The sequence below is a fragment of the Sporosarcina aquimarina genome (assembly GCF_033253705.1).
GTDB lineage: Bacteria > Bacillota > Bacilli > Bacillales_A > Planococcaceae > Sporosarcina > Sporosarcina aquimarina.
The window spans coordinates 107,211-130,653 of sequence record NZ_JAUBDH010000001.1 but is presented as its reverse complement, the minus strand read 5'-3'; the positions used below and the strand labels follow the sequence as shown (position 1 = coordinate 130,653).

Below are 23,443 nucleotides of genomic sequence, written 5' to 3'. Positions count from 1 at the left end.
AAGCCACGAAGACTTTTAGGACAGCAGAATTCTATTTATTCTTTTTTAACTCTGCCACCGGCTATGGAAATTCCAGTAACACCAAGCAACATGGTAACTGCTCCCGCAAGTTGCCACACCCCTAGGACAGCGCCTAGCCAGACTACAGAAACAATCATAGCTGTCAGCGGCTCGAAGCTTGAAAGAATACTCGTCTCAATAGGGGAGATGAAGTTCATGCTTGCTAAAAACAGTAAAAATGCTACAGTTCCTACAATAATTATCCCGAGTAACATCAAAGCTATTTTCCAATCGAATAAGTATGGGATTTCCCGGAACATTGTCAAGAAGTTTGTGACAAAAAGAGCAGCACCGCCAACTACCATGGCCCAGCCTATAGATAGCAGAACACCCCACTCTTGCATAAGGCGAACAGGATACAGTGTATAGAATGTAAACGCAAAGCCCACTGCTACACCCCAAAACACTGCGCTCGTGCTTAACGAAAAGCCCGATAACGAACCATTCGTCAAAAGTAAGAACAGTCCGCCCAGCGTCACCACCATACCAATAATTTGGGCAATTGGCGGTATGAACTTTTGACGGAACGAAACGAATAAGATTACATAAATAGGTGATAGAAACTGAAAAAGTGTAGCGATGACGGCATTACTTTCAGCAATTGCTGATGTAAATGCAAATTGAACGCCTAGCATACCTAAAACACCAAATATCACCATTTGACGAGCCCATACTTTTTGGCGCCATGGCCGCATAACTTTTTTACCTTTCAATTTTAAGTAAGCAATAATTATTAAGCCCGCCACCAGAAGGCGAACAGTTAATAAGAACGATACCGACATACCACTATTGTCCAGTGTCCATTCCATCATTGGACCAGACAACCCCCATAAAGACGCACCGATAATTATCATTGCTAGTCCTTTTAGCCGTTCCATCTATTCACCTTCATTTCTATAAAATCTATCTATATCAAATTACTCTTTTTTATTTATCATTTATAGGTGTAAAGTTGTTTACACTCCTATATACTAGTCTTATGAACTAGTCGAAAGGAGTGCTTGCCGTGACAAATTTACAAGAGTACAGTCAGCTGAACTTATCAGATATTCTTCACAGTCTCAACCATTACTATATGGTAACCCAAACTGATGATGAAGGTCTCATCACTTCAGTAAACAAAAACTTCCTGACTACAAGCAGTTGGACACCAAAACGCATTTTAGGAAAAACAATTTGGCAAATGTTTGATGAGTCGGAAACGGCACAAACTTCCTTGCATACGATTTGGAGCGAGCTGCAAGAAGGCAAGACATGGTTTGGCACCGCTAAGAAGTCAAAACGTACAGGTGAAACCTATTATACAAATATGCTTGCCATTCCAACGATGTCTGAGGAAGATACGCTGTTAAGCGCCTTATTCCTAGAGCTAGACATTACGGAATCCGTGGAGTTGAAGGAACGCCTCGAACAAATTGCATTCATCGACTTAGAGACAAATTTGATGAGCCGCCACCGGTTAGAAGTTCTCGTGAACGAAATGATTCAGGAAGAAAAAAGTTTCTCATTCGTCTATTTGTCTATTGACCACTATTATACACTTAAAGAACTTCAAGCAGGCACCGCTGAAACAGAGCTGACTCAAGCGTTTGCCAACCGATTAAAGCGGTACTTCCAAGACAATCCAATCGCTCGTACAGGCAGCAGCCAGTTTGTTGTGTTAACTCCTTTTGGTGATTGGTATGTGCAAGGCTTTTTAGATTTCCTAAAACAACAGCCGATTTATGTAGGCAGTGAAGCCCTGCCGCTGTCAATTAGCGGCAGTATCGTTCGATATCCAGAAGACCAAAAGAGTTTTGTAAATTTAGTAGAGGCTTCTTCCATGACATTAGAAGAAGTTCGTCTGCAAGGCGGCGGCAGAATTACTTCATTGTCTGCCTCTTCTCACAAAGTGCTGGATAGGCGTTCCCTTATTAATCGGAAACTATTAACAGCTCTTGACCATAATGCACTTCAAGTAGTATATCAGCCCCAATATGATATTGCTCAAAAAACTATTACAGTCTACGAGGCACTCGTCCGTTGGGAGGATGAAGAGCTTGGAACTGTGTCGCCAGATGAGTTAATTCCAATTGCTGAAGCAAATGGATTGATAACTAACATTGGTTCTTATGTATTAACTGAGGCTGCACAACTTGCGGTTAAGCTCAATGATTTTAAGGGAGCGCCTCATGTTTCCGTCAATACATCGGTTCGTGAGTTTTCCAATCAGCCCATGAAAAATAATATTCTCGGCATACTCCAGGTAAACGCATGTGTACCGAGTCAGCTCGAGTTAGAAATCACGGAGAAGTTTGCATTCCAAGCTGAGGAAGAACAATCGATCATTCAGCAGATGAAAGAATTACAAGATGCGGGAGTGAGTTTCATTCTCGATGACTTCGGAACAGGTTACGCCTCTTTCCGTTATATGCAGCACTTGCCTATCTCTAAAATTAAGATCGATAAAGTCTATACCGACGCTCTTCTCACACACCCTAAAACCCAACAATTAGTTGAAGGTATGATTCGCTTCGGTAAATCGATGGGCTTATATACAATCGCTGAAGGCGTTGAAACGAAGGCTCAATTCGACGCACTTACTACTATGGGCGTGGACGCGGTCCAAGGATATTACATCGGTACTCCTGTATTAGCTGAGAGCATTTTGAAATAAACCTAACAAAAAGAGCTTTTCCGCTATCCTGACATGGACAAATCGGAATTGCTCTTTTTTATTGATATACCCTAATCCTTCGACTTAAATCGCTCTGTTTTGTCCCAGCCAATCACCTGTCTGTTCTTCTTTGCTTTCACATATAAAATCAAGCTTCTTACAAACAAATACGAAAACAGCTGCGCATACGTAAAATACATGATCACACTGATAAATACATTCAGCGGCGTAAAGGTTCGCTGCGTTGCTTGAGCTGCAAATAGCTGGGTCGTATAGACAATATACGCTAAATACCAGATGAACAGTAACGGGTATGTGTACTCAATATAGAATATATTCAAGATCCCGAGCGCAAACCATACATACGAGATGATCAAGAACAGCCAAAAAATAACGTATACGAGTAATTGATGAATCGAATGCACGAGCAACTTACCTTTAAAATAACCTGGTTCAGTTAACGTTTTTTCGACAATATACAAATTTCCCTGCAGCCATCGCGTGCGTTGCTTTAAGTAGACACCCAAGGTTTCCGGTTCTTGCTCCCAAGTGATAGAGTCTGGAACAACCGGCAAATAATAGCCGGCTCTCGTTATTCGCAGCGTCAGTTCAGCATCCTCTGCAATTGCATACGGATCATATCCCCCGAGTTCTTCAATGACACTTCGTTTCACAAGCATATTCGTTCCGGTCAGGGATCCTGTTTTGAAGAGTTGCCAACGTCCAGATTGCATAAGTAGCTGAAACACTTGAAATTCGATTGAAATCATTCGAGTCAGCCAGTTTTTCTTTTCGTTGATGGTCCGAACGTAACCGACTGCACCCGCGGACTTTTCATTTTCTTCAGCTGTTGCAACAAGTTTTACAAGCGCTTCTGAATCCGGCTGGTTGTCTGCATCGTAGACACAATAGTATTTGTTTGTCGAAATACTGAGTCCATAATTAAGTACTCTAGACTTCCCTTTCGGTTCACCAGGAGGTACCTGAATGTGATGAACATTTTTGAATGTATCGGCAAAATCCCCTACAATGTCACCGGTTTCGTCTGAAGAATTATCATTCAATACATATATTTGTAAGTCTCCTGGATAACGAAGTGCAATCATTGCTTCAATTGTGTCTTTAATAACGACTCCTTCGTTATGCGCCGGTATTAATATATCAACGCCTGGATAATGATCAAGTTCAGGAATTTGCCTGCCTTTTAGTCGATTGTAAAGTCCAGCAAGCGTCAGTAGTGAATAATAGCCAAGTAACGCTAAAAATAAGGCAGTTGTGAAGAACAAAACGATTTTAATATTAAAAATTGCCGCCAGAATCAGACATATTAGAAAGATACCCGTAATCACGAGTAACCCAATGAGTCGCTTGCTCATGAAATCACCAGCAATTCTTCTATGGAACGCTGGCCTTCAATTTGGCGGATATTCCATTTAATTCTATTGTACGCATCCTCTTCAATTTGTTGCTGCAGCGCTTCTTGTACACGTTTTTGGACTATGACAAATCCATCTTCTTGAATATTTTGAAGCAAATAGACAATTGTTTGGTCATCCAATTTACCTACTAGGTCATAATGCTTCCTTAACGTCTCGGAAATAACGGCAGAACAACCGAGTAACGCCTGTCTTCGTGCTGTTTTTCGAATAGCAGAAAGATCCACTTGTATGAAATATCCTCGTTCACTATGACGCGCCATAGTGGATAAAATAATTTCAGATTGCTTCTCGAATTCTCGTTTTGTCAACACACCTTGTTCAGAAATATATTCTTGAAGTTCCTGCACTTTGTTTTTCAACGCACTGTTTTCTTTACGATAGCCGTAAACGTATTTTGCAATGCTATACAAAGCAAATAGATGAAGTAAAAATAAGAAATGAGTTGCAATACCAGTTGCTTGCTCTCCGGGCGTCCATCCTTCTGCAAATGCCCGATATAAAAAGTAAAAGACCGTTGCTAGTGTTAATAAAATATAAAGGAAGAATGCTGCTCTGTCTGAAACAGAAAAAAAGACAATCGCAGAAACTGCAAATAAAATCATTATATAAAATGAGCTTTCAGTATCTTGAAGAAGCCAAAGTAACACAACTGCAGAAACAAGCCAAATCGATGCAGCGAAAGGCATTTGAAATCGTTGCCAAACCGAGACTTTGTTCATGTCGATTCCTCCTCAATTGGATTAGTGCAATAGTTAGTATTTCTTTTTACTAGTATATTCAGAAACCCGTACGGTTTGCCAGCTTTTCTTTTGGGAATACTTAGATTACACAACTAATTGAGGAGGATTTGACACATGCCAGAGAATAAATATGAAAAAATCGATCAGGAAGTAGTACCGCAAACCCAACAACAACAGCCCGGCGTGGAATCGGAAATGTCGCCCCAACCTATCTATGATGACGTAAACTATAAAGGATCCGGAAAATTGAAGGGTAAAAGAACTTTAATAACAGGCGGAGATAGCGGAATCGGCCGAGCAGTTGCCGTAGCTTTCGCTAAAGAAGGAGCAGATGTAGCAATCGCCTATTTAAGTCCAGAAGAAGATGGCGATGCGAATACTACTGTGAAGCTTATCGAAAAGTATGGCGGGAAAGCATTTGCAAAGCGAATTGATATTAGTGAAGAAGAGAATTGCGAAACATTAGTGGCAGCAGTCGTTAAAGAACTTGGCGGACTCGACGTGCTAGTTAATAATGCCGGAAAGCAATTCCCACAAAAATCACTGCTGGATATTTCCGGCGACCAACTGCGCGAAACGTTCGAAACAAATTTTTTCGGCTTATTCCACTTAACTAAGGCCGCGCTTCCGCACCTAAAAAAAGGCGACTCAATTATTAATACGTCCTCAGTTACAGCTTATAATGGTTCGCCTGGCTTACTCGATTATTCAGCGACAAAAGGTGCCATTACTACCTTCACGCGTTCACTCGCTTTAAACTTAGCCGACCAGAAGATCCGTGTGAATGCAGTCGCACCTGGCCCAATCTGGACCCCTCTTATTCCAGCTACTTTCGATGCGCAAACGGTTGAAAAGCACGGGGATGATACTCCTATGAAGCGACGGGGGGAACCTGCTGAAAATGCACCGGCATATGTATTTCTTGCATCAAATGACTCTAGCTATATGACCGGTCAAACGATTCACGTGGATGGCGGAGATTTTGTTGGATCCTAACTAAATTGAAAAAGCAGCGGCTCTTTAATTACTGGAGCCGCTGCTTTTTTCAATTGAATGCGTTGTATTTTTTTCGAACGTCATATACTTTTTCAGTGGATAACCTACAACCAAAATCCAATTTGTATAGCTACCGATAGAATTCACTGTGGATAAGTGGGATTCCATCCCCAATCGGGCATAACTTCACTCCAATCCGTCGATAACTTTTCAGATCATTTTATTCTTTATCCACAAAAGCCGGAAGACGCATGTTGCATCTCCCGGCTTTAACTCGTTTTTTATGCTTCTACAACTTCTGTTTTCGAATGACGTTTGTTGAACAGCAAAGCAAAATAACCTGCTGTCAATGCGAGACATACGACCATGAACCCAAGCAATATACCATTCGACGTCCATAGATGTGTCATGTCGTCTGTAGAAATGGATGCTTTGAATGCTTGAACAGAGTACGTCATCGGCAAGAATTTATTGAAAATCTGAAGCGGTTCTGGAATCAATTCCAATGGGAAGGTTCCTGCGCTTGTGACAAGCTGCATGATCAATACGAGAATCGCCATGAACCGTCCTGCGTCACTGAATACCGAAACGAATAGCTGCACAAGTGCGATGAATGTGTAACTTGTAATGACTGCTGTCAAGATGAACATCGGTGTGTTGATGGTATCCATACCCAGACCATACTTAATGACACCCACTGCAATCAATGCTTGAATAAGTCCTACTACTGCAAGGACTGACACTTTACTCGTAAACCAGCGGAACGGTCCTGTTGGGGAAATTGCCGGTTCAACGAGAGGGAATACGATGGAAAGTAATAACGCACCTACAAATAATCCTAGTGATAGGAAATATGGTGCGAATCCTGTACCGTAGTTTGGCACTTCATTGACCGCTGCTTTTTCTACGTCCACTGGGGCTGCTACCATATCATACGTTTTGTCTGACGGTTTTACTTCAGAAGCCGTCTCGTTTGCTTCAGTCAATTTCTCTTGAAGTGTCCCTGTCCCTTCGTTCAATTCTTTCGCTCCGTCAGCAAGCGCTGCAGATCCCGTTGCTAAATCCTTAGACTTTGAAGCAAGTGTACCTGTACCATCCGTTAACGTTTGTGACCCTTCTGTCAGCGCGTTCAAACCGCCTACTAACTTACTAGATCCCTCTTTTGCAGCAGATGCACCTGCAGCAAGTTTACCTGCACCTGCCTGTAATGCACTATTGCCTTCAGCAAGTGCCGATGACCCATCAAGCAATTGACCCGATTTACTGTTCAACTCGTTCACACCTGCAAGAGCTTGAGCATGTGCACCAGCCAATTGACCCGCAGCACCATTCAATTCCTTCGCACCAGATTGCAGCGCTGCAGTTCCTTGTGATAACTCACCAAGACCGCCTGCTACTTGCGCACTGCCCGCTTGCAATTCGCGAAGTGCGCCCTGCAATGCAGCTTTTTGTTCTTCCGGAAGTGAAGCTAAAATAGGTGCAAGCTGTTCAGATAATTGTCCGATTCCAGCGTTAACTTGCTGCGCGCCGCCAGTTAACTGACCAGCAGCTGCATTCAATGACCCTGATTTTTCAGCTAGGTTATTCACACCTGCTCCGAACTCTTTTTCTTTTGCACCAATTTGTTGATAACTGCTTGCAAGTTTGTTCACACCTTGTGTATATTGTGCCAGTCCTGCATTCAAGTCGTTTGCACCCGCCGATGCTTTTTGCGCACCGCCTTGGAGTTCGTTAACACCTTGCGTTAATGTTCCAAGACCAGAATTTAAAGAAGATGCGCCATTTGCAGCTTCGATAACACCCTTTTTCAATTTGTTCGATCCATCAGCAAGTGTCACCGTGCTGGAAGCGAGCTGTTCTAAATAGCCTTTTAAATCATCTGTTCCCGAAACAAGTTTCCCGGATCCGTCGTGAAGTTTACCTGCACCGTCTGCTGCATCGCCAAACCCGTCTCCCATTTCTTTAATGGAGTCGAAAAGCTGTTCTGCATAGGTCGATGAAACCTTTTCGTTCACTTCCGCTTTTATGCGATCCATCGCAGTTTCTCCAATTTGAGCGGACAGGAAGTTGTATCCTTCGTTCGGCTTGTAGACCAGTGCCAGTTTTTCCGGTGTTTCGTCCAATAAAGTAGTCGCATGTTGCGAGAAGTTATCCGGAATTTCTATTGTCATATAGTAATCTTGGTCGCTAAGACCTTTTTTAGCTTGTGATTCAGAGATACTTTGGAAGTCAAACTGCTTACTATCAACAAGTTTGTCGACAAGTTCATTCCCCAGGTCTAACTCTTTCCCTTCAAATTCTGCACCTTCATCCATATTTACAACCGCGACGGGTAATGCATCCATGTTTGCGTAAGGGTCCCAAAACGCCCATAAAAACATTCCTGCATATAATACCGGAATGAATAAAATCGCAATCATTGGCACAATCATTTTACGTGTGCGCAATAACTGCTTCCATTCTGCGCCTGTCATTGTTTTCTTCATCTTTCATCCTCCTTGACTGGTTGACCACTTTTGGTTTTCGGTCATTAATGCTTGAAAAAAGAAGTCTCAAATTAAGAGACTTTTAAAAATGGTGCTGCTAAGCAAATCGATAATTTCGGTTTCTTTCATTTCATGATTATGGGTTTTTCCCCAGTCTACAACGAGTGCCATATACGACTTAAACAACAAATAGGCAACCATCTCGACATTACATGATTTGACTTCACCGCGATCAATGCCTTTTTGGATTTTTTCAGCAATGAATTCTACAATCTGTGTTTCGATATCCGCTAACACTTCTTGCACAGCAGGCGTCCGGATTTCTTTTCCTTCGTCAATTAGTTTGGCATACAGTTGGTGCGTCGTTCTGAATTTCAAAATCGACATTAGGCGAGCATGTGCATTTTCTTCAAATGTACCGTCTTCAATTGCGGCCGCTTCCGCTTCTGTCCTCATCTCTTCTATCATTCCGACGACAATGGCGTTAAACAGTTCTTCTTTGTTTGCAAAGAACGTGTAGATTGTCCCTTTCCCAACGTTTGCAATTTTAGCGACCTGGTCCATCGTGGTCGCTTTGTAGCCAAACAGTGAGAAGGATTTTGCAGCGGCTTGTAAAATCTCCGTCCTGCGATCCATGTGCCCACCTCTTTCATTGTAAAATGACCGTTATTCAATTACGGTCATTTGGTCAATCCCTATAGTACGCTTTCTTTAAATAGAATGCAAGGGACTTTTGCCTAGACTCTAAAAATAAAAAACGAAGGGCTCTTCCCTTCGTTTTCAAAACAACTTTTAAACTTCGGTAGTTTTGTTCACACCGATGAATGATAACAATTCTTCTGCAGTTGTAAATCCGAGTTCTTCAACAGTACGGGCTTCCAGGAAGTAATCATCCCCAACCATTGTACCTGCTAATGTAATAATCGAATCGGCAACTGGTGTTGGCATGCCCAAGTGCTTCCCAAGTGAATGAAGCAGCCCAAGACCCATGGGCACGTCTTCCGTGATGTAACGGTTGTTCACTGATTTCGTATGCAAATCTTTCACACTGTCTGCGTAGATGGCAAATGCTTCGTCATCTGAATGGAGTTCTGGTTCCGTAAATGTGCGTACTTTGAATTCTTCGATATACGTACGTCGTTTAGAACCAATTCTCTCTAACATCTCCATTTTTTCATTATCCAACTGGTGCGCCACTTTCCATGTGGAAGGAGTGAACCCTTCTGTATACATCGAAAATTGTCCCTCTGAGTTCTCTATATAGGCAGCGTTCAATGCAATCCCGACTGTGTGCATAATCAAATTAGGGTTATGCAGTGCAACTTCTGCGATATTCTCACGCGGAATACAGTTCCCTAGAATCGGTTTTAATGTATGGCATGCTTCTTGTACCCGATCTGCAGGAATGGACGCAATCGGATGACCATAGTTTTCTGAGTACAGCGTAACCTCACCGGAATTTGTGATTCTACAGCTGTATGGCAACGTTTCGCCTTCAACAAACAGCGGTGCGTCTTCCGTTCTATTGATTCGTTTTAATTCATTCAAGAAGTAAACACTTCCAAGATACCCCGGACAAATGTAAATGGTTTGGTGCTTTTGTAAATGTGGAGCAAGAGCGCTCGCGAGGGACTTGTGGTAATTTGAGACATAATAAATGAGGATAATATCTGCTTGTGGTATAACTTCTGCAGGGTTGCGTGTCACAGCATGAAGTGGATAAGTTTGCTGTCCGTCTCCCTCTTTCAAGGTAATGCACTTTGTTTCTTCCAATTTAGCAAAATGTTCGTTTGGCTGATTGCTTAGCTTCAACATACTGACTTGGTGACCATCGCGCGCTAGACAAGCTGCCGCAGTAGAACCTCCGTGTCCTGAACCAACAATCGTAATATTCAATTTTAGTTTCCCCTCTCTTGAAAATCTTTCATATTCTTTATAAAACTGTTGATTTCTTCCAACCACTTAATACCATCATAGATTTACTTAAAAGACTATTTTGTTCGACTTATCAGAATTAAAGATAACTAGTTATTCCTGTAAAAAAGTCTCGGCGCCTTCTAACGGCACGAGACTTTTCACTCTTAATTATTTGACGCCGGATTGGATATCTTTCCCGCAAACAACAAGATGTCCGCTTTCTGATCACGGATTGTAAGGAAGAACGGTTTGTCTGCATTGAATTCGAAAGGTTCTCCGGCTGGCGCAGACGTCGTGTCGATTGCAATGGAAGTAACCCCTGCTGCCTCAGTCCCTTTTTCGTCTACAGATAGGTAAGTTTTCTGTAATACTTTACTGACAACCAATCGTTCTTTTTCCTCTTCTACTAAGGTTCCTAGCTCTGCGTCATCACTAAATGCTTTTTCCATCCCTAATTCCTGAAGTACATCATTCAATAAAACTTCATAGTCGAGCTGAAACTTAGGCAAACGTACAGATCCCGGACGACCTTCAAATGAGTCATTCCAGTTTTCACGGTTCTCAGCTGTCCAAGAAGATAGAACCCCATCAATAGAATGACCTTCTTTAGGAACGTAAATATCCATTTTCATATTTCCTTGTTCACCGTAAGGCAGTGAAACTGCTTGAAACTGCTCCGTTTCTAAATACGGCAGCTCTTCATTCAACTGCATAAATGGAACTTCCGTTACTGATCCGTCCGTGAGTTGGAATTCATCGTTCTTTGTTAAGCTTTCATCGAACGGATAGGTCCATGATGCTTTAAAATACACTGCATTTAACAAAAATAGAACGAGGCTATCATCAAGCGGCGATTGGACGATTTCTCCGATTTTATTATTCGTAGCTTTTTGAACCCACTCATTCATCCGATCTGCAGACTTCGGATTGCTGCTATCAATGGCTTCGGCCTCTGCCAAATAGTAATCATGGGTGATTTTCTTGAATTTGTCTTGAAGTGTATACTGATCATTCACCCAAATAGAGTTTGCTGTCTGAAGTGTCAAATCATCAGCTGAGTGTTGAATGTGATTCAGCAAAGATGCATTCGCGCGATTTATCGATTCAGCGTCCATTCCAGTCGCTTGCATCGCCTTTATTATCTCTTCCTTCGTTTGGCCTTCTGCTCCATTTTGAAGCATCGATAACGCCATCAATAGACTGACAGGAGACACGAAGACATTTCCATTGTCATCCGGCTTTGCTTTAGGGACCAAATTCATCCCCAAATCATTTGTTGGCCCACTTAAATTCAAGTAGTCCTCTTTTCCGAAAGAAGCGGTGATTTTTTCTGGCTCTGGTTCCCCCTTTTTCGTGGGTGCCTTCACAGTGCCGCATGCCGTTAAGAGGAGCGCCGTACTGATTACTGTCGAAAGTATCGCTTTTTTGTTCATCATCACCCATCTCCTTTACTAGATGAGTCGGTTTGAGTACAGAAAGGTTACATAGTTCACTCAAATGGCCATGCCGGCAACATGTTGTGGAGCGGCTTGTCCTGCCGGTATCCAAGAACATATTCCGCTTGCATAATTGTATGGATTTCTCGGGTACCTTCATAGATCACCGGGGCTTTTGAGTTACGCAAGAATCGTGCTGCCGGATAATCATCCGAATATCCATACGCTCCATGAATTTGGAACGCATCATCCGCCGCCTGATTGGCAAAATCACATGCTTGCCATTTTGCCAATGAAGTCTCGCGTGTATTACGCAAACCAGCATTTTTCATCTCCCCGGCCCGGTAAACGAGCAGTCGGCTCATTTGATAGCCCGCTTCCATTCGTGCAATCATTTGCTGGACGAGCTGATGCTGCCCAATCGGCCTGCCAAACGTACTGCGTTCTGCGCAATAAGCGACACTCACTTCCATACACGCCTGAATAAGGCCAACAGCCCCTGCAGCTACTGTAAAGCGTCCGTTATCGAGTGCAGACATGGCAATCTTGAAGCCTTCTCCTTCTTCTCCGAGCAAATTGGCAGCAGGAACACGGACATCTTCAAAAAACAGCTCACCTGTATTTCCAGCTTTGATGCCATATTTGTTTTTGATGGCTTTGGATGAAAAGCCGGGCATTGTACGTTCTACAATGAAAGCCGAAATGCCATGGTGTTTCTTGGATTTATCCGTATAGGCAAATACTAGAAAATGATCTGCGCTGTCGCATAGGGAAATCCAGGTTTTCTGACCATTCAGTACGTATTCATTTCCGTCACGAACTGCAGTTGAGACCATGGCTGCTACATCGGAGCCCGCCCCTGGTTCTGTCAGACCGAAGGCGCCCACTTTCTCTCCCTTGGCTTGGGGGACAAGAAACTTTTGCTTTTGCGCTTCGGTCCCCCATTGGAGGAGGGTCAGTGAATTCAGGCCTGTATGAACGGACACCGCAGTCCGGAACGCGGTGTCCCCACGTTCCAGCTCCTCGCACAAAATGGCAAGAGCATTGTAATCCATACCGCTGCCGCCATACTTTTCAGGAATACACGTCCCCATGAACCCGAGGTCTGCAAGTTCTTTCCAGACCTCGGAGTCAAAACCACCTTCTGCATCCCATTTCGCGATATTCGGAAGGATTCGATCATCAACATAACGTCTTACCGTTTTACGCAGCAGCTGCTGCTCTTCTGTAAAGTTGAAATCCATCTCTGTTCCTCCTTACCGTGCTCGGATTAGAGTGAAGCCTCTCCAGTGTGGATTGTTTCCGCGATATGAACGCCTCTTTTGTCCATTTCCTCCATATATAAGTAACCTGGAACAATTGCTTCAGGCGGATAGACGCCGCGTTTCGTAATCGTACCATTGCCTATCATTTGTGCGACAACGGAAATTGTATTAGCAGTTGCAAGCGCCATTGCGGTTTCGTTCATTTCCGTGTCTTTCTTCACAGTCATATTGTATTCGTAAGTTGCTGCCATTCCTGATGCAACACCACTGACTTCTACTTTAAGCAGCACAGCGTCTTGCTTTTCTCCTAGCAGCAATTGAGGTGTTAAATGTGCACGCATCACATCCCGGACACGCAGCGGTTTCCCATCGACTTGAATCGTCGACTCCCTAGATAATAATCCAAGGTCTACGAGCAGTTGGAATTTTTCAGCGTGTCCTGGATACCGGATTGTTTTGTATTCAAGTGTTTGCACGTCCGGGAAGGATTCAAGTAATGTCGAAGTCCCACCAGAAGTGTGGAATGCTTCCATATCCCCAAATTCATCGAAATGAACGGTTTCTATTTCTGACAACGATGGAAGTTCAATGACTTTTCCATCACGAATAACACGTGATGAATCTGTATAGTGATCAAACACACCTTCTAAAGAAAACACGATATTATAATTTAAAGGAGGTTCAGGATGAACAGGAACGCCGCCAACATACAGACGAATGGATTCGACTTTGTCTAGTTTGTCAGCCCCATAGCCCGACAGGATATTGATCATCCCAGGTGCGACTCCTAGATCAGGAATAATTGTAACACCGCGTGCTTCTGCCTCTTCTCGCAACTTGAGAACCGCATCTGTCGCTCCGCCAATGTGACCGCCAAGATCCACACAATGCACACCCGCTGCAATAGCTTGTTTTACAACTTGTTCGTTGAACGTATAGAACAGTGCGTTGATGACAACGTCACCGAGTGACATCACTTCATTCAGCTGCAATTCATTGCGCGCATCCAGGTTTAAAATACTCAGTTTATCTGATAGGAGGTCATCGGCGAAGTTCTCCGCTTTCCGGACGTCTTGATCCGCTAAATAGACGGCTGTTACCTCATCATTCTTTACTAAGTCCCGAACGGCTTCTTTCCCCATCAACCCTGCACCTAATACGACGACTTTCATCCAATCATCCTCCTTTTAGTTGTTATCGATTTGTGCGCGCTGCAGCTTTCCGCTGAAATCTACGTAAATGCTCTTCCACTCCGTGAAGACGTCGAGCGCCGCAACACCGGAGTCACGGTGACCATTGCCTGTTCCTTTTGTTCCGCCGAACGGTAAATGGATCTCGGCACCTGTTGTTCCGGCATTCACATAAACGATTCCGGTATCCAGGTCACGTTGTGCTTGGAAGATTTTGTTGACATCACGAGAGAATATCGAGCTGGACAAGCCATATACGACGCTATTGTTCACTTCAATTGCTTCTTCCAGGCTGCTGATTTCAATCAATGAAATAACAGGGCCGAAGATTTCTTCTTGCGCAAGTCGGCTATCTGCTGCAACGTCAGTAAATAGTGTGGGTTCGAAATAGTGCCCGCCTGTATAATGGCCTTCTGTCATTGTATTTCCGCCCGCTAGCAACTTCGCCCCTTCTTCTTTTCCGACGTTCACGTAATAGCCGATTTTCTCGAGTGCTTTCGCATTAATGACCGGACCAATCTTATTCGATTCGTCTGCTCCATCACCAATCGTCAAGTCTTTCATCGCTTCCAGCAGCTTTTGCTCAAGTTCCTGCTTTATATCTGTATGTGCGATGACGCGGCTGCATGCAGTGCATCGTTGTCCGGCGGTTCCAAATGCGCTCCAGAGGATGCCTTCAACGGCCAAGTCAATATCCGCATCATCCATGACGATAATGGCGTTCTTGCCCCCCATTTCAAGGGATACCTTTTTCAAATGACGGCCGCCCAGTTCTGCGACACGTCGTCCTGTTTCTGTAGATCCGGTAAATGAAATGACACGGACATCCGGGTTTTCAATCATGGCGGTCCCAACTGTGCCTCCGCTTCCGAATACAACGTTTGCGACCCCTTCAGGCAAGCCCGCCTCTTCAAAAATGAGTGCCATTTCGTACGCCATCATTGGCGTTTCCGTCGCGGGCTTCCAGATGAAGGTGTTGCCTGCAACGATAGCGGGAAATGACTTCCACGTAGCGATTGCAACCGGGAAATTCCAAGGAGTGATCAAGCCCACAACACCGATTGGAGCACGGACGCTCATTGCGAATTTGTTGTCCAATTCAGATGGTACCGTTTCGCCGAAAAGACGGCGTCCTTCGCCTGCCATATAATACGCCATGTCGATGCCTTCCTGAACCTCTCCACGTGCTTCCTCTATAACTTTCCCCATTTCTTTTGTCAGCACTTGAGAAAGGTGCTCTTTCTTTTCAATCATGATCCGTCCAATTTCATATAAGTAATCTGCTCGTTTAGGTGCAGGAACCCGTGCCCATTTCTTTTGTGCTGCTTTCGCTGCGGCTACCGCTTTGTTGACGTCGTCCGCAGTAGATAGGCGGACCTCCGCGATAGTTTTTCCGTTCGCTGGATTTTTCACCGCTGTATACTCTGCACCTGTATCTGTTCCCCATTGTCCGTTAATGTAGTTGTTCAGTTTCATTTCTGCATTCCCCTTTCGAGATAACTTGATAGATTTGTAAGCCCTTTCTTACTATATTCGACAGGACTTGGTTATCTCCTTTCATTAGATGAACAAGTTAATAGAGTCCTTGTGGTTGAGAGGTGGGGAGCGCTTTTCTGGGTTTATGAGCGCTTCCTCAAGTTTATGAGCGTTTTCCAGGGTTTATGAGCACTTCCTCAAGTTTATGAGCGTTTCTCAGGGTTTATGAGCACTTCCACAAGTTTATGAGCGCTTTCTAGGGTTTATGAGCAGTTCCCCACGTTTATGAGCGCTTTTCACGTTTTATGAGCACTTCCTCAAGTTTATGAGCGTTTTCTAGGGTTTATGAGCACTTCCTCAAGTTTATGAGCGTTTCTCAGGTTTTATGAGCAGTTCCACAAGTTTATGAGCGCTTTCTAGGGTTTATGAGCAGTTCCCCACGTTTATGAGCGCTTTTCACGTTTTATGAGCACTTCCGCGAGTTTATGAGCGTTTCTCAGGGTTTATGAGCGCTTCCTCAAGTTTATGAGCGTTTCTCAAATTTTATGAGCGCTTCCTCAAGTTTATGAGCGTTTCTCAAATTTTATGAGCACTTCTGGTGTTATCGTCTTGCTAAAAGCGCTATGATTCTGCTCATTTATCACTAAATTAGAATTCATCGCAAAAAAGAACCTTTTACTGGAAGGTTTACATCCAGTAAAAGGTTCATGATGATGATTAATCATTATCCAATTGTGCTTCGACACGCTGTTCAACAGGGGTCTTTGGTATTTTTTGCTCTTCGAATTTAGGAGGCAGAACTCTTTTCATGAATAAGACCAATACCAGAGCTACAGCTGCAATGATCGTTGAGATGAAAAATGCGTAATTGATACCGTGAAGCTCTGCTTGCTGAGCGACTTGTTCTTGGAACTGTGCAAGTCCGGCTGCATCAGTGGGAATCTTACCTGCAGCGGCAGCGTCCTGAGCAATCTGCGCACCTGTCGATTCTGCACGTTTCGTCATGATGGTTAGCAAAATAGCAGAGCCAATCGCACCTGATACTTGTTGAACCGTACTATTCATCGCTGTACCATGCGGATTGGAAACCATAGGAAGTTGGTTCATGCCATTTGTCATAATCGGCATTGTTACCATTGATAGTCCGAACATCCGAGCTGTATAAATCGCCATGATTTCATAATAGCCTGTCTCCATGCTCAATTGACTGAGCAAATATGTGGTTATTACTGTGATAGACAGACCTGTGAAAGCGAGCGCCTTAGGTCCGTATTTGTCGAATAACTTACCGGTGATCGGCGACATGATACCCATCAATATTGCACCTGGCAGCATGAGCAGCCCAGAGTCAAGAGGCGAAATGTGACGTACGCTTTGTACGTATAGCGGTGTCAAAATCATCCCCGAGAACATGGCAACTGAGACAACTACCGATATTACAGAAGATAAAGCGAACATTGGATGCTTATATATTCTAAAGTCAAGCATAGGTTCGTCTTTTCGTAACTGTCTTGTTACAAATAGTATCAGACCGATAACACCTGCTGTAATTGTGCCGTAGACTTCTATTGAAGACCAGCCCATGTGTCCTGCAGAACTGAATCCGTACAACAGTCCTCCGAATCCAATGCTTGAAAGGAAAATCGACACAGTATCTACTTTAACTGGTTTGTTCGGCGTAATGTTTCGCAATTTAAAGAACGCATATACTATCGTAAAAAGAGCAATTGGCAGTACGACGATGAACAATGCACGCCATGAATAATTTTCTACGATGAACCCTGAAAGTGTTGGTCCAATCGCTGGTGCTGTAAACATTACAAGACCGAAGTATCCAAGTGCCTGACCGCGTTTTTCAATAGGGAACGCAACAAGCATGACGTTCATTAATAGTGGCATCAGCAATGCAGCACCAGAGGCCTGAACCATCCGTGCTACTACGAGTAAGGAGAAATTAGGTGTAACAATTGCTAAGGCAGTACCTAAAGAAAATAGAATCATAGCCGTCAAGAACAGACTGCGGTTCTTAAATCTCATAATGAAGAAAGCACTGGCCGGCATCATGATACCGCCGATCAGCATGTATCCTGTAGTTAGCCACTGTACTTGAGAAGGTGAAATGTCGAACTCCACCATGATTGTCGGGAGTGCAATGTTAAGTAATGTATTATTCAAGATTGCAACAAAGGCCCCGATGAATAAAATTGAAATTATGCCGTATGGAGGCTTTTCGTGCATCTTCTTTATATGCTCATTTGTTTCTACTGTTTCCATCTAATTATTCCTCCATTTATCCATTGATTCGAACACCGAAAAACATCATGAAGAACATTTTATACTCACAGTCCAAATAAATCAACATAAAAATCTCTATGATTGAATTTCATTGATAAATCAACGTTTCCAGAGTAGACTTGCAGTATACTACAAAGGTAAAGGTGATTTGATGAACGAGCGGAAAATGAAAGTAATTCTAGCTGCTCAGCAAGTTTTTGAAGAAAAGGGCATTATCGCAACTTCAGTCCAAGACATTTTAACTGCAGCTGGAATCTCTAAAGGTACATTTTATAATTACTTCACTTCTAAAAACGCCTGCCTCTTGGCAATTTTGGAAATGGCGAATGATGAATCAATCACAAGAAGACGCAAATTGCTTCTTGGACAAGACCGTACGGATAAAACACTGTTCGCACAACAAATTTTGACACGGGCACATGTGGATCGAGAACGTAATTTACTACCTATCTACGAAGCGGTTTTCTTTTCTAATGATGAAGAAATGAGAACTTTCGTCCGGAAACAGTACTTGTCGGAAATTACATGGTTATCAGGAAGGTTATTAGAAGTGTACGGTCCAGAATCCGAACCTTATAATGCAGATGGTGCTGTGATGCTCGTTGGGATAATGCAGCATATTCTGCATTTCGTTAAAGTGGGAGGAAAAGAAAAGAGTTCGTTCAACTATGAACAGCTCGTGCCGTTTGCCATTCGCCGGCTAGATGACTTAATGGCAGGTATGCTTGCAAATGACGATAAGTTGTTAGGCAAAGCGCTTCTTGAAAAGCTTGCTTATTCCGATGACGAAGATGCAAAAGAAGTTTTGTTAAAAGAGCTGCGCGACATGCTTGCGCGTTTTGAAAAAGATGGAGAAGACAAAGGCGTCGAATATATAACATTTTTGACCGATGAACTTGTAACAGGTAAATGCGGCTCTACTATACTGGAGTCCGTCACGAACTCTTTTCAAGAACACTATTCCACTACAGCATATGCACAGTGTGCAGAAAAACTTGCCAACCAGATACAATCGCTCCATGAGTTACGGGAAAAAAGTATAGACTTTCTTGGGTAATTGAAACTTTTGTGTCTGCCTCACCGTAATTCCTTATAACAAATACGAATTTCGGAGGATTTGCCAATGAATAACCACGAGATTGACTACAAGATTCACGGGGATGATATGCAGTTTGTTGAAGTTGAATTAGACCCGCAGGAAACCGTCGTAGCTGAAGCTGGAGCGCTAATGATGATGGAAGATCATATTGAAATGGAAACCATTTTCGGTGATGGATCCGGCAACGGCGGCGGCTTGTTCGGTAAAATTATGGGAGCAGGAAAACGTGTACTTACTGGGGAAAGTTTGTTTATGACGACGTTTACGAATACTGGGTCTGGAAAACGACATGTTTCCTTTGCTTCTCCCTATCCCGGCAAAATTATCCCAATGGATTTAAGTGAACATAGCGGAAAGATCATTTGTCAAAAAGATGCTTTTCTTGCAGCTGCTAAAGGTGTGTCTGTAGGAATAGAATTCCAGCGCAAGCTCGGTACAGGTTTCTTTGGCGGCGAGGGGTTCATCATGCAAAAATTAGAAGGTGATGGCCTTGCTTTCGTACATGCTGGCGGAACCATTATCGAGAAAAAACTCCAGCCTGGTGAATCTCTTCGCGTTGATACGGGATGTCTGGTTGCGATGACACACGATGTAGATTATTCAATCGAAACCGTGAAAGGTGTCAAAACTGCACTTTTCGGCGGAGAAGGTCTATTCTTCGCTACATTGAGAGGACCTGGTACAGTATGGATCCAGTCACTTCCATTTTCACGTCTGGCAAGTCGTGTATTTGCTTCTGCTCCTCAAGTTCCGGGCAGCAGTTCAAAAGGCGAAGGCAGTGTTGCAGGCGGATTGTTCGATTTACTCGGTGGAAAATAAGTTTCACATTTTGAAAAGCTGCCCGCGTATGCGGACAGCTTTTTTTATAGTTTGTCATGTACTTACAATTATTTATCTTGTATAAGAAACAATAGAACTATCTTTCAGTATTCCCCTAACAGTCTACGACTATTCTTTAACCCCACTTGGACCATTCAACAACAGCCAAATGTAGCGGGCTTCTTCTTTACTCCCCGGCTCCAGACGTTCGTATCGCGGATAGGCAATCGTCTGTGCGCGGAAGGCCATCAAGTGCATGACATTTCCGTTTGCTGCTGATGCTTTTTTCAGCATTTCCGCTTCCTCTTCAGAAGCACCGCCGCTTGCTTCGTTTTCTAATTTCCAATCCAAATACAAATACGTAGCATCGTTTTCAGATCCGCGTTCATAACGAACGAGCAGCTCGCCTGCTTCATTGAAACGCCCCGCATGAATTAACGAAGCAATCGCTTCATAACGAGCGCCTTGGTTGTCTGTTGTATTCATGCGAACGAGATCCAGGAAAACTTCTGCCGCTTCATGGAATTCACCATGCATGAAAAGATGCGCTCCGTAAGCAAATGCAGCTCTCATGAACGGTCGGTTCGGTATATTTTGCCACGGGTTTTCACCTGCTTCAAAGCGTTTGCTGGCCTCACGGATAGCCCGCTCATAAAGCTCATTTACCTGTTCAATATCATGTACCGTTTCTGTTTTCAGAAGTAGTGCGTCGGACAGCGATGGGACAATCTTTAAGGATGATTCAGCTAATTTCCGTCGCGCCTCTTCCGTTTCTGCACCGAATGCTTCATAAGCAAGGCGCTGGGCACGTCCTTCATCTACTCCCGGTCGACGTTCAGGTTCGACGACGCCTGAGGTCGTCATTGCCGTTTCCCACAATTCAGATTCCGTTGGTCTCGGATCCGTTCCAATTTCATAGATTGCTGCTGCGGCTGCGTCACCATCAGTCATCATCGCATCATACAACTCTTTCAACTCAGTACGATACTGCTCAACCGTTTCACTGTCTCCCGCTATTTCAAATGCAGTTTCTGATTTCACGAGTGATAAGGACTGGCCCACTAAAATGGCCGCTTGCACAAATGCTGTACCGTCTAATTCGTCACTATCTAATACTTCGGTATTCAAAAAGTAGGCAACCGCCAACTTTTGAAGCATTTCACGGACATCTGCTGGCTCGTCAACCCGAGCAAGCTGTTCGTCAAGCTTCTTTAATGCAGTCAATTGTGCTGGAGCGAGTACATCTTCAATCATTTCGTTCATAGAAGCCATACTGCGTTTTACGAGCAGCTCATAAATTTCGAGCGTATGCTTCCTGATGAATTCTTCTGGTGTATCATCAGATGATTTCTCACGTAACTCAAGCAATGACTTTTTCGTCTGTTTGCTCCATTTTGCTAAGAACAGCATAGATGATACCGGCGCTACTGCGTTTTCACCGCGTCTCGCATCTGGAAGTACGACACCGAACAACAGAGTTCCTTCATCGGCGGGCATTCCTTCAATCCGTGCCAATTCAATCACTTCATTCGTTAACAACTTCGTGACTTCCAACGTATTCGGTTTAGCTGCCGTAATTTCTCCGAGCAGCATGAATGGCTCTTCCCATTTGCGAAGAACGTCCTGAACTGTTCCGCGGGCTGCTTCTTTTTGTTGTTTGCGAATATACGCTTTCCATTGCTCATTATCTTCTATGAATAAATAAAATTCAGAGGCTGCCTCTTCAATATGAGCCGGCTCCCAACTGCCGCGCAGCTGTTCAGCCCACTGCCGCATTAGGCGCATCATTGACTCATGAGTTGTCCCTGTTGGATATGTATCAAAAAATTGTGTAAGAATATGATCGAGTTCTTCATTGACTACAGCGCTTAATAAATCGTCTCCCACTTTCCCACAGCACTTCTTATACTTTTTCCCGCTGCCGCAAGGGCATGGATCATTTCGTCCTGTCATGTTTCAAATCCCCCTGACTATTCAGGGGGGCTGATGATCAGCCCCCGATATAACTCATATTAATTTTTTTGTTTTTACGATTTTTCACAGTTTGCTCTGTGCGTTCATCCGAATACCGATCTGCCCGATTCTCCCATACACCCGTTACAGCGGCAGCAAGCTCTTCGTCTGTTGCACCGTCACGTATTAGCTCGCGTACATCGAATCCATCTGAAGCAAACAAACAGGTAAATAACTTTCCTTCCGAAGAGAGACGAGCCCGTGTGCAAGTAGAACAGAATGACTCGGAAACTGAGGTGATGAACCCTACCTCTGCCCCGTTATCCTTATAACTCCAACGTTTTGCGACCTCTCCATAATACTCTTCTTCAACAGGCTCAAGTGCATGCACTGATTGCAAACGTTTTAAGATGTCCTTTTTCGTAACAACTTTCTCAAAACTCCAGCCGTTATCGTTGCCTACATCCATAAATTCAATGAATCGCAGTGTGATCCCGCGTTCTTTGAAATATTGTGCCATTGGTAAGATTTCCTGTTCGTTCGTCCCTTTTTTTACAACCATATTCATTTTAATAGTAAAGCCTAATGCGTGCGCTTTATCAATATTTTTCAGAATGAGCTCAGGTTTTACGCCTCTGCCGTTCATCTCTCCAAATAAATCTGGATCAAGTGCATCCAAACTGATATTCAACCGGCGCAAGCCCGCTTCATACAAAGGCTCGGCATATTGACCGAGTAACACGGCGTTCGTTGTCAGCCCGATATCTTCAATACCTTCAATCTTCATAAGTTTGCCAACAAGCTCAGGAAGTCCGCGCCGCATAAGCGGTTCTCCGCCCGTCAGCCTCAGCTTCTTGACACCTAGCTTTGCAAATAATTGTGCAAGACGTTCAATTTCTTCAAATGACAACAACTCATTTTTTGGAAGGAATACATAATCATCACCGAAGATCTCTTTCGGCATGCAATAGGAACATCTAAAGTTGCAGCGGTCAGTCACAGATATTCTTAAGTCACGAATCGGCCGACCAAATTTGTCGGTTATTGGCTCCATGTCGTCATCTCCCTTCAAGTTGTCCAGGTCTATTCACATTTTCAAAGAGGTTTGGGGTTTCTTTCAATAGGTCAGATCCATCTACCCATTTCTCGATCAGAGGTCTGACACTTCGTTTCTCCTGCTCGAGCAAAGAGCGGATCTCGAACTCCGCCTCCTTGCTCCAAAGGGAGAGCAGCGGATGTAGCTTACCTGCTTCTTCAATTGCAACAGACGTAAAGCCGGCCCTATGATTCACTAGTTTTTGGATGATCAAACCATCAGCAAAAGGAACGTCACAAGGCAGCACCGCATACCAGTCGCTTTTAATAGTGCACATCCCAGTCAAAATTCCCGCCAGCGGCCCTTGTCCCGCAAACTCAAGTATGTCTGTCACAACCGTTACAGCATCAGGAAAACGGTCAACATCTTCAGGTCTTGCTATGATTATAATCTCCGAGCAATGAGAAGCTAATGCATCCATAGCGTACTCGTAAAAATACTTTCCCCGAAATTTTGCGAATGCTTTTGGAGATCCATATCTTCTCGACTGTCCTCCTGCTAATACAATACCTATCATAGC

General features: G+C 43.7%; 18 protein-coding genes. 4 read left to right on the top strand and 14 right to left on the bottom strand.

The window, feature by feature from the left end; genetic code table 11:
- Positions 1 to 35 precede the first annotated feature (35 nt).
- Complete coding sequence (locus QT716_RS00665; RefSeq protein ID WP_317933741.1) at positions 36 to 938, bottom strand: EamA family transporter; 903 nt, start codon at positions 936 to 938, stop codon at positions 36 to 38.
- A gap of 128 nt (positions 939 to 1,066) precedes the next feature.
- Between QT716_RS00665 and QT716_RS00660 the strand changes: the two genes are divergently transcribed.
- Positions 1,067 to 2,716 carry an EAL domain-containing protein gene (locus tag QT716_RS00660; protein WP_317933740.1) on the top strand — a complete coding sequence of 550 codons (1,650 nt, stop codon included), beginning with the start codon at positions 1,067 to 1,069 and terminating at the stop codon, positions 2,714 to 2,716.
- Positions 2,717 to 2,787: 71 nt separating this feature from the next.
- On the opposite strand, the gene QT716_RS00655 is transcribed toward QT716_RS00660, so the two are convergent.
- Together QT716_RS00655 and QT716_RS00650 are read right to left on the bottom strand one after the other, a co-directional pair.
- Positions 2,788 to 4,092: a glycosyltransferase family 2 protein gene (locus QT716_RS00655; RefSeq protein ID WP_317933739.1), complete on the bottom strand. Its 1,305-nt coding sequence runs from the start codon at positions 4,090 to 4,092 to the stop codon at positions 2,788 to 2,790.
- Entirely contained in the window at positions 4,089 to 4,874 is a 786-nt protein-coding gene (locus QT716_RS00650) for a hypothetical protein (RefSeq protein ID WP_317933738.1), read from the bottom strand. The genes QT716_RS00655 and QT716_RS00650 overlap by 4 nt, the downstream gene beginning before the upstream one ends.
- A 135-nt stretch (positions 4,875 to 5,009) precedes the next feature.
- On the opposite strand from QT716_RS00650, the gene QT716_RS00645 reads away from it, so the two are divergent.
- Positions 5,010 to 5,891 (top strand): SDR family oxidoreductase, encoded by an 882-nt coding sequence (locus QT716_RS00645; protein ID WP_317933737.1) that lies wholly within the window; start codon positions 5,010 to 5,012, stop codon positions 5,889 to 5,891.
- A 281-nt stretch (positions 5,892 to 6,172) separates the two neighbouring features.
- On the opposite strand, the gene QT716_RS00640 is transcribed toward QT716_RS00645, so the two are convergent.
- The 8 genes from QT716_RS00640 to QT716_RS00605 all read right to left on the bottom strand — a co-directional run bounded on the left by QT716_RS00640 (position 6,173) and on the right by QT716_RS00605 (position 17,935).
- Positions 6,173 to 8,377: a YhgE/Pip domain-containing protein gene (locus QT716_RS00640; protein ID WP_317933736.1), complete on the bottom strand. Its 2,205-nt coding sequence runs from the start codon at positions 8,375 to 8,377 to the stop codon at positions 6,173 to 6,175.
- A gap of 66 nt (positions 8,378 to 8,443) precedes the next feature.
- Complete coding sequence (locus QT716_RS00635) at positions 8,444 to 9,013, bottom strand: TetR/AcrR family transcriptional regulator (protein ID WP_317933735.1); 570 nt, start codon at positions 9,011 to 9,013, stop codon at positions 8,444 to 8,446.
- A 156-nt stretch (positions 9,014 to 9,169) separates the two neighbouring features.
- The gene (locus QT716_RS00630; RefSeq protein ID WP_317933734.1) at positions 9,170 to 10,273 is read right to left on the bottom strand and encodes an NAD/NADP octopine/nopaline dehydrogenase family protein; all 1,104 of its coding nucleotides are present in this window, start codon (positions 10,271 to 10,273) and stop codon (positions 9,170 to 9,172) included.
- A 185-nt stretch (positions 10,274 to 10,458) separates the two neighbouring features.
- Positions 10,459 to 11,730: a serpin family protein gene (locus QT716_RS00625; protein ID WP_317933733.1), complete on the bottom strand. Its 1,272-nt coding sequence runs from the start codon at positions 11,728 to 11,730 to the stop codon at positions 10,459 to 10,461.
- Positions 11,731 to 11,783: 53 nt separating this feature from the next.
- Positions 11,784 to 12,974, bottom strand: coding sequence for an acyl-CoA dehydrogenase family protein (locus QT716_RS00620; RefSeq protein ID WP_317933732.1), 1,191 nt, complete (start codon positions 12,972 to 12,974; stop codon positions 11,784 to 11,786).
- A gap of 26 nt (positions 12,975 to 13,000) precedes the next feature.
- Positions 13,001 to 14,167 (bottom strand): saccharopine dehydrogenase family protein, encoded by a 1,167-nt coding sequence (locus tag QT716_RS00615; protein WP_317933731.1) that lies wholly within the window; start codon positions 14,165 to 14,167, stop codon positions 13,001 to 13,003.
- 15 nt (positions 14,168 to 14,182) lie between these two features.
- Positions 14,183 to 15,661, bottom strand: a complete 1,479-nt coding sequence (locus QT716_RS00610; RefSeq protein ID WP_317933730.1) for an aldehyde dehydrogenase family protein — start codon at positions 15,659 to 15,661, stop codon at positions 14,183 to 14,185.
- Positions 15,662 to 16,378: 717 nt separating this feature from the next.
- Positions 16,379 to 17,935, bottom strand: coding sequence for a DHA2 family efflux MFS transporter permease subunit (locus QT716_RS00605; protein ID WP_317933729.1), 1,557 nt, complete (start codon positions 17,933 to 17,935; stop codon positions 16,379 to 16,381).
- Between the two features lie 187 nt (positions 17,936 to 18,122).
- Between QT716_RS00605 and QT716_RS00600 the strand changes: the two genes are divergently transcribed.
- Together QT716_RS00600 and QT716_RS00595 are read left to right on the top strand one after the other, a co-directional pair.
- Positions 18,123 to 19,013 carry a TetR/AcrR family transcriptional regulator gene (locus QT716_RS00600; RefSeq protein WP_317933728.1) on the top strand — a complete coding sequence of 297 codons (891 nt, stop codon included), beginning with the start codon at positions 18,123 to 18,125 and terminating at the stop codon, positions 19,011 to 19,013.
- A gap of 66 nt (positions 19,014 to 19,079) precedes the next feature.
- Positions 19,080 to 19,874, top strand: coding sequence for a TIGR00266 family protein (locus tag QT716_RS00595; protein WP_317933727.1), 795 nt, complete (start codon positions 19,080 to 19,082; stop codon positions 19,872 to 19,874).
- Positions 19,875 to 20,003: 129 nt separating this feature from the next.
- Here QT716_RS00595 and QT716_RS00590 read toward each other — a convergent pair whose 3' ends face one another.
- The 3 genes from QT716_RS00590 to QT716_RS00580 are packed head-to-tail and all read right to left on the bottom strand — an operon-like array spanning position 20,004 to position 23,440.
- The gene (locus QT716_RS00590) at positions 20,004 to 21,827 is read right to left on the bottom strand and encodes an SEC-C metal-binding domain-containing protein (protein ID WP_317933726.1); all 1,824 of its coding nucleotides are present in this window, start codon (positions 21,825 to 21,827) and stop codon (positions 20,004 to 20,006) included.
- Positions 21,828 to 21,864: 37 nt separating this feature from the next.
- On the bottom strand, positions 21,865 to 22,881 hold the full coding sequence (moaA, locus tag QT716_RS00585) for a GTP 3',8-cyclase MoaA (RefSeq protein ID WP_317933725.1): 1,017 nt from the start codon (positions 22,879 to 22,881) through the stop codon (positions 21,865 to 21,867).
- A 4-nt stretch (positions 22,882 to 22,885) separates the two neighbouring features.
- Entirely contained in the window at positions 22,886 to 23,440 is a 555-nt protein-coding gene (locus QT716_RS00580; RefSeq protein ID WP_317933724.1) for a molybdenum cofactor guanylyltransferase, read from the bottom strand.
- Positions 23,441 to 23,443: the final 3 nt, after the last annotated feature.